The following is a 6,547-nucleotide window of genomic DNA, read 5'->3' as shown; positions in this document are numbered from 1 at the left end:
TCGACTTGCACCACACCTGTTGCGGCAGATAGCATCCCAACATCGGCTTCTGAGCTGCACAAACTCAGGGGATCACGCTGCCGCACGGCGCTGAACCCCGGAGAACAGGCCATACGAGTAGGCGAGCTTAAACATCACCGCATCGCGGTAGGCCGGCAACCAGCCCTTGCGTGCAGAGGCGGCGATCAATACGACTTGGTCGTCGGCGTGGTCAAAGATATTCTGCAGCTCCTTCTTGGTGAACGCACGCTTGGCCGGCGATTGTTCGTTGTCTTGCACGTGTGCAGCGGTGTTCCACTCGAAGAAGACCTGCGCCGGGTAGCTACCGAATCTCTGCTCGCACACTCGGTCCCAGCCGTAGTCGGGATGACTGACATAGGAGCAGAACATCCGCAACGCGTCCTGATACCCGCGGATCGTCGACTGCCTGCGCCGCGAGATCGAGCGCAGGTCGCTAAAGAACTCCTCGACCATCGTTGGAGTCCACGTCCACGGAAATTCGTTGGTATACGCCAGGAACCGCTCCACGAGCCGAATCCGCTGGTCGATGGTGTCGTGTGCGAGGTTGCGACACAGTTGCTGATTGCGCCAACCGTCGAGCATCTCCTGAACCGTCTGTGCCTCGGGATGAAGTATCGGAACAGAGTCAACGACGTAGAAACGGCCGCTCTTGTCGACGGGCAAAACAGCCTCCCGCGTGTCTCGTTTGATGAGTTATTGAATCATTCAATGAATCATTACCACATCCCGGCAGGTCAGCGCTAGGCATCTGGGACAGGTCGTGCTGCCTATCGACGGAGGGCGAAGACCTAGATCGGTGGAGTCCTGCTACCGAGGACACCGACATCGCAGGTCAATACCCGTCTCGGAAGGCCGACAGCGCCCACTCGGCGACCCAACCGGAGACGAGGAAGCTGATTCATCTGCTGCAATATGCAGACTAATTTCATGGATAATGTAGATTATCCATGAACACGTGCCTGAGACCGCGAGGCGACTGTGCTTGTCGCTCAATGGGTTTAGTCACGTATTTGGACCCGGAGCATCCCGGAACTTCACAGCATGTGTTATTGAGATCTTCTTATCTACGCAATCGACTGGGATTCACGAGAAACTTGGCCGTGCAGTCGATCTGGGCGCCGACCTCTCGCCAGAGTCGACCGACGTGGCGGCCCCGCGGTAGGTGCCCAGAGCCCCCGACGCCTGACCTGGATCGTAGGCCAGCCAGCACCGGCGCTCAGTGGATCCACAAACGCGTCGAACCGTTCCACGTTGTCGTCGGCGTTGCTGCGTCGGTGAGTCGATCGGCGAAGGCGAGGACCGCGTGGACCACGGTGGCGAATTCCTGTGGGAGGGCAGCGCCATCGGGTCCGAGGCCGGCCCGGTAGGCGTCGTAGGCACGTCGCCTCGATTCGATAAGGTCTCCGATCACCGACGACAGCGCGACGACATCAGTTCCGCGGTGACTGGCGGTTGCGATCAGCGCGCCGCGAGCGGCCGAATGCGAGATGTCTCGGTCGCCGGTGAGGGTGTAGATGTCGGCGTAGTCGCGCACCCGGGTGTTCGCTGGTCCGAGACTTATTGCGGTGGTGATCTTCTCGGCCAGGACCGTTTCGAGCGGATAACCGAGGATTCGAATCGGTGGATGCTCCGGCCGCAGCGCAGGTAAGTCGATGTGTTGAGGTGCGGGAGTGACCGGGTCGCCGAAATTGACATCCAGACGCAGCTTGATGACCGCAGACGCGATGGCGCAGTCCATCGCGACGCGCACTCCCGAGTACAGGTCCTCGTCGCGGATCACGCGCGATGTCACAGTGTGAGTGCGGTATTCGACCCCGTCGTCGGGGATTGATTGTTCGGCGATGGCGACGATTCGCGCGACGACAGTCGCTTCGTCGTTGGCGAAGTTCCGCGCCAACGCATCAACGTCAGCGGTCGGCCGGCGCGCATCGAACGCCGCCAAGAGGATCCCGCCTTTGAGCACGAACTGCTCGGCGTAGGGCGAGAGTGCCAGTCGCGCAAGCCACCGCTCGACCCCGTAAAGGGTAAGCAACTCTTGGGTCGGACGGCCCTCGGCACGGGCACGGCGCTGCAGATCCAGGTAGGCGCGCCCGGCCGGGGTACTGCGCGTCGGACGGCTCATTCCGCAGTGGCCACGTCGAGCGCACGGCGGACCGGTCCCGCCACATCAAACATCGATGCCAGGCGCAGCAACTCCGCTGGTGCCGCGTCACGTCGGCGCAGGTACCGCTGCAGCGCGGCGAATGCTAGCGACTCGCCAAACCGATGCCGCAGTCGCATCAGGTCGATGACCGTCCGAACGGGAGTGTAGATGCGTACCCACGCTCCTGGCGCCGCCTCTAGCCGTGATAGTTCAACTTCGAAAGTATCGGCAGCAAAGCGAAATACCTCGGTCGGTGGATATGCGATCCGCGGTGGGCGGTGCCCCGAGGGCACGGCGATCTGCACCGCGGGGGGGAGCTCGTCGCTCAGTTCGTGAACCGCCGCGGCCGACCGACAACATACGATCGCCACCGGGGATCGGTACGCAACTGCCAGCAGATCCGGTTCACTGGCTAGCGGCGCGTCGGCACGTCGAAAAACCCCACGCGACAATTCGACGACGTCACCACTGTCACGCAAGGCATAGAGCACTCGCGGATGCACACCACGAGCCAGGGCGGTCGCGGTCGTGAATGTATCGGGCAGTTCCTCAAGCCCTGACATGGATAAAAGTGTTACATGCATCCACGTTAAGTGCAACACGTTTATCCACCTACCTACCCAGGGTCCCTGGCGCCGAAGACTGGCGGTATGGACGGTCCCGCGGCTGCCATGCTTCGGACTCTGGCGGAGACCCCCGGTGGCGCAATCCGTACCCCGCTGCGGCTTCCCCCGGAGATTGATGCACTCGTGGTCGACACCCGTGAGGAAGTCCTCCACTTCGCCCCAACATTGGGTGGGCGCGCCACGCCGCTGCGTCACTGGACCTCTAACACCCATGTAGTGCTTATCTCATGGGGCCAATATGGGGCCAGCGAGCCAGACCGACTGATCCAACACGTCCGAAGACCGGTCGCGCGTCCGGTCTGACCAGCTGAAACACAGTGATGTAGGCCGCACCACCGCCTGAAAAGCGGAAGGTCGGCGGTTCGATCCCGCCCCTGGCCACCGATCTTCAGCTGCGCGGACGCGGTGACAGCACTCCCGTGCGCCTGGTTGCGACGCAGCTGTTGGGGCGTAAGGTCAGGGCATCGGGACCATCCAAGGCCCCCATGATCAAGGGGCCAGCCATGTCTGACAAGTCTCCTCGGCAAACTATGACCAAGAAGTCCGGAAAATCTCTGAAAGAGAAGCGTGCCGCCAAACACGCCAAGACGGCGGCCCGTGTCTCATCCGCCGAAGCCTTGCTTAATGACAAGAAGCGCTGAGGCGCAACAGCTTTTCTAGGACCCTAGCTTCCCCTGCAAGGAGACAAGCGAAGATTGGCTATCGGCCGGCGTATTTCAGCAGTATCTACGTTCTGGCCGCGCACCGTCTGTGCCCATGGCTGTGGGTACGACTTGCTGCTCACGTCAAACTCGTTGGGGGCGGCCGGCTTCACCCGATCGATACCAGCTGGTCGATTGAGTCCCTAGGCAGGTCGCCATCAACGACGGCCGTCACCACCAGTTTGTCCAGTGTGATCGCGCCATTGTGGTTGTCGAGGAAAGCGGTGTCGGCGGCATCGCGTCCGGTGGCGATGCGCACCAGGGTTTGCCTCGGCGCCAAAAGCGTGCCGTCGACGACTCGCCAGTGCCCCGCTACGAACGCCTCGGCTACCGCATGAAAGTCCATCGGGTACAAACCGGGCGCATACACCGAAACAACACGGGCAGGCACCTTGACGGCACGTAACAGCGCCACCACAAGATGCGCGAAGTCTCGACAGACGCCGGCACCGGAGAGCAAGGTATCCACTGCTCCATCGATGGGATCACTGGAGCCCGGTACATAATTCAGCCGGCTGCCGACCCAAAGCGAAACCCTCTCCAGCAGAGCCGTCGAATCGAGGTAGCTCCCGAATTCGGTTGCGGCGAAGCCGAAGAACTTGTCGCACTCGGCGTAGCGGCTCGGACGAAGGTACATCGATAGGTCGTACTCGGTTACTGGCGCTGGATCGGTTCGCCCCACGATCGTCGCAGCGTAGTCGACCTTGAGGTTACCCACCGGAACGTCCACCTTGTGGATGCGGTTACCGTGCACGCCGCTGATCTCCAACGGCTGCAGTGGGTTTCCGTCCAACACAAATGACAACGACTCGGATATCTCGGCGTTGGGATGCGGTGCGACGGCGATCTGGAATTCCAAGGTCGTCGGCGCGGTGATCTCGACCTCGAGTTCAGCAGCGACCTGTCGTCTCATCTGCCCCTCCTGTCGCCTTACGGTCAGCTTCGGTCGCGGCCAGCGGCTGCTTCAGCGGTGCTGCCACGGACGCCGACTGCAACATCACCGATGCCGTACAACCACCAGCGTCCCACCGTGCGCCGTTGCACCGCAAAAATAGCCAAAATGGGACGACGCGGTCCGGTGATTCACATGACACGTCACCGGCATGTGGCCACCGCATGCTGTCGTTGTCGGCTCCAAACCGCAGTGAGCGATCGAGTCCGGCGGCACGAGTGCGGCGCCGCCTCCCCGCTCAAGCCCTCCACCGCGGTGGCCTCGTAATGGCCGGGCTGCTCTCGGGGCGGTCGGAGAAAGCAGGAAGTTGCGCCGGTTCTGAATCGCTTACGGCGGGGGACACGACCTCGGGCTGGTAGCGGTGTGAAAACAAGTCGGACGGGTTTCACGTATGCGAAATCCTCAAAATTGGTTCGGTGTTGCTCAAACGTTGGGTCCGTCTAGCGAAGAGATCGATTCGCGAGCTGGTCATCTGTGCACAAGACTGTCTCGAGCGACAGTGCCAACGCGAATGGCTTAACGGCCGATCTACGCGCGAACGTCAGCTAAGACATCGCCCTGGACGGCTGGTCGCGTTGATCATCCCCAGAAACCACGTCTCTTGGTCCGCTTCTGGTCGCCTTCTACGTCGGTCCACGCACCGCAGGCGTAGCGGTATGCCTGTTTGGCGCCGACCCGCAAGACTTCGAGTCTGCCGTCGTGGTGCTTGACGTACACGTCACCGAACCGCATGTACTTGTCGCAAGCGCCGCCGGGAAGTGTCACTTTGACTGTCATGCTCGAACTTTGCGGACGCGTGGGTGGAATGTCGGTCGGTAACACGCCCCCGGCGGTTGTTCGCCGCCGTCGCCGGTCCCGAGCATGTCGCCGACCGTGGAAGTATTGCCCGGCGCCGCCGCTGTCATCATCGCCGTGTGCGCGATGTCTGGATCGGTGCTCGGAGGCACCACCATCAGCAGGATCCTCTCGCGGCCGACCCCGAGCACTTCGAGGGTGTTCGCTGAATAGTGGTTGAAACCATCAAGTCGAACTGATCGTCCGCCGGTCGCCAGGCGTACCGGAGCTTTCGCCCATGCAGCGAGGTTGTACATCACCCGGTCAACGGAGCCCAGTCGCACCGACAGCACCGCCAGCAGATCAGGCAATTCAGTTGGCAGGTCATTGCTGCGGGGCCACCATGCCCCGTCAACGTGTCCGCTCGTTTTCGCCTTGGGTTTGATGCGCAGTCGCGGTGTGTGCGCTGGCCCTGTGCAGTGGTCGGCGGAAGCCGCGCGGCCGTTGTCTCGTGTCATAGCGGCAATCCTGTCTTGGCCGCGAACCGGCCAATTATCAAATGCATCGGCGATGACGCGATCTCAGTTGGTCGCGCGCGACGTACCGCCGATCCGATGTACATCGCATCCCGAACGGGAGCAACGTCCAGTCAAAGTCGTTGTGTATCAACGCTCCGGATGCAAACCGCATCGCACGGGCGTGATGGAACGATGTCTCTATGGTACGCCTGCCAGCGCTGGGGCGCGAAAACCCCTCAACGCGCTGTGGGCTGGCGGGAATCACCCACCAGCCCACACGGGGTAGAGCCCTCGCACTAGACCGCAGTTACTCCCACCGCCTGCGGACCCTTGGTGCCCTGCTCGATATTGAACTCAACTCGTTGGTTGTCCTCGAGCGATCTGTAGCCGCTCCCCTGTATTTCTGTGTAGTGGACGAACACATCTGCTGCGCCGCCGTCCGGAGCGATAAAACCGAAGCCTTTTTCGCCGTTAAACCATTTCACAGTTCCCTGTGCCATACCGTTAACTTCTCTCATTCTGAACAGATGCCGATGAGCATCTCCGCTTAGAATAGCACGTGCAGGAGTCGGGATTGTCTTAGCTTGTGGCAGAACACTTTTCAACCACGAGATGCCCAGCCGGCTTGTTGACTGGAGCCCGCAGAAGCTGGGGAGTCGCGTTAGGGCTATTCACCTCCACGACGATCAGCGGCAGCAGTCGAAAAGACGATGGGTCGCTTTGGTGTAGTTCGGCGGCACACCCGCATCGCACCATGATGGCTGCGGCGGCCGAGCGTCGACGACCGGGGGCATTAGTCGTTGGCCCGTCGC

7 protein-coding genes, 1 tRNA gene and 1 pseudogene are annotated in these 6,547 nt (G+C 61.5%); 2 read left to right on the top strand and 7 right to left on the bottom strand.

Features of this window, described 5'->3' with window-relative positions; all coding sequences use genetic code 11:
• Nucleotides 1–105: 105 nt before the first annotated feature.
• From AC5Y4T_RS08480 to AC5Y4T_RS08470, 3 genes and pseudogenes are all read right to left on the bottom strand, one after another.
• Nucleotides 106–684, bottom strand: a pseudogene (locus AC5Y4T_RS08480) (site-specific integrase); the annotation flags it as partial.
• A gap of 553 nt (nt 685–1,237) precedes the next feature.
• The gene (locus AC5Y4T_RS08475) at nt 1,238–2,143 is read right to left on the bottom strand and encodes a nucleotidyl transferase AbiEii/AbiGii toxin family protein (protein WP_069953698.1); all 906 of its coding nucleotides are present in this window, start codon (nt 2,141–2,143) and stop codon (nt 1,238–1,240) included.
• Nucleotides 2,140–2,727 carry a type IV toxin-antitoxin system AbiEi family antitoxin domain-containing protein gene (locus tag AC5Y4T_RS08470; protein WP_069953699.1) on the bottom strand — a complete coding sequence of 196 codons (588 nt, stop codon included), beginning with the start codon at nt 2,725–2,727 and terminating at the stop codon, nt 2,140–2,142. Before AC5Y4T_RS08470 ends, AC5Y4T_RS08475 begins: the two co-directional genes overlap by 4 nt.
• Nucleotides 2,728–3,106: 379 nt before the next feature.
• Between AC5Y4T_RS08470 and AC5Y4T_RS08465 the strand changes: the two genes are divergently transcribed.
• Nucleotides 3,107–3,171, top strand: a tRNA-Phe gene (locus AC5Y4T_RS08465).
• Nucleotides 3,172–3,293: 122 nt separating this feature from the next.
• Complete coding sequence (locus AC5Y4T_RS08460) at nt 3,294–3,431, top strand: hypothetical protein (protein ID WP_499952672.1); 138 nt, start codon at nt 3,294–3,296, stop codon at nt 3,429–3,431.
• Nucleotides 3,432–3,600: 169 nt separating this feature from the next.
• On the opposite strand, the gene AC5Y4T_RS08455 is transcribed toward AC5Y4T_RS08460, so the two are convergent.
• From AC5Y4T_RS08455 to AC5Y4T_RS08440, 4 genes are all read right to left on the bottom strand, one after another.
• Nucleotides 3,601–4,404 carry a transglutaminase-like domain-containing protein gene (locus AC5Y4T_RS08455; protein ID WP_499952671.1) on the bottom strand — a complete coding sequence of 268 codons (804 nt, stop codon included), beginning with the start codon at nt 4,402–4,404 and terminating at the stop codon, nt 3,601–3,603.
• A 618-nt stretch (nt 4,405–5,022) separates the two neighbouring features.
• The gene (locus AC5Y4T_RS08450; protein ID WP_499952668.1) at nt 5,023–5,220 is read right to left on the bottom strand and encodes a hypothetical protein; all 198 of its coding nucleotides are present in this window, start codon (nt 5,218–5,220) and stop codon (nt 5,023–5,025) included.
• Nucleotides 5,217–5,735 carry a DUF5994 family protein gene (locus tag AC5Y4T_RS08445; protein ID WP_499952665.1) on the bottom strand — a complete coding sequence of 173 codons (519 nt, stop codon included), beginning with the start codon at nt 5,733–5,735 and terminating at the stop codon, nt 5,217–5,219. Before AC5Y4T_RS08445 ends, AC5Y4T_RS08450 begins: the two co-directional genes overlap by 4 nt.
• A gap of 296 nt (nt 5,736–6,031) precedes the next feature.
• Nucleotides 6,032–6,235, bottom strand: coding sequence for a cold-shock protein (locus AC5Y4T_RS08440; RefSeq protein ID WP_499952663.1), 204 nt, complete (start codon nt 6,233–6,235; stop codon nt 6,032–6,034).
• Nucleotides 6,236–6,547 lie beyond the last annotated feature (312 nt).

It is taken from the genome of Mycobacterium sp. NGS11, from assembly GCF_059813315.1.
The sequence above is the reverse complement of the archived record's forward strand: the minus strand, read 5'-3'. Positions and strand labels throughout refer to the sequence as shown.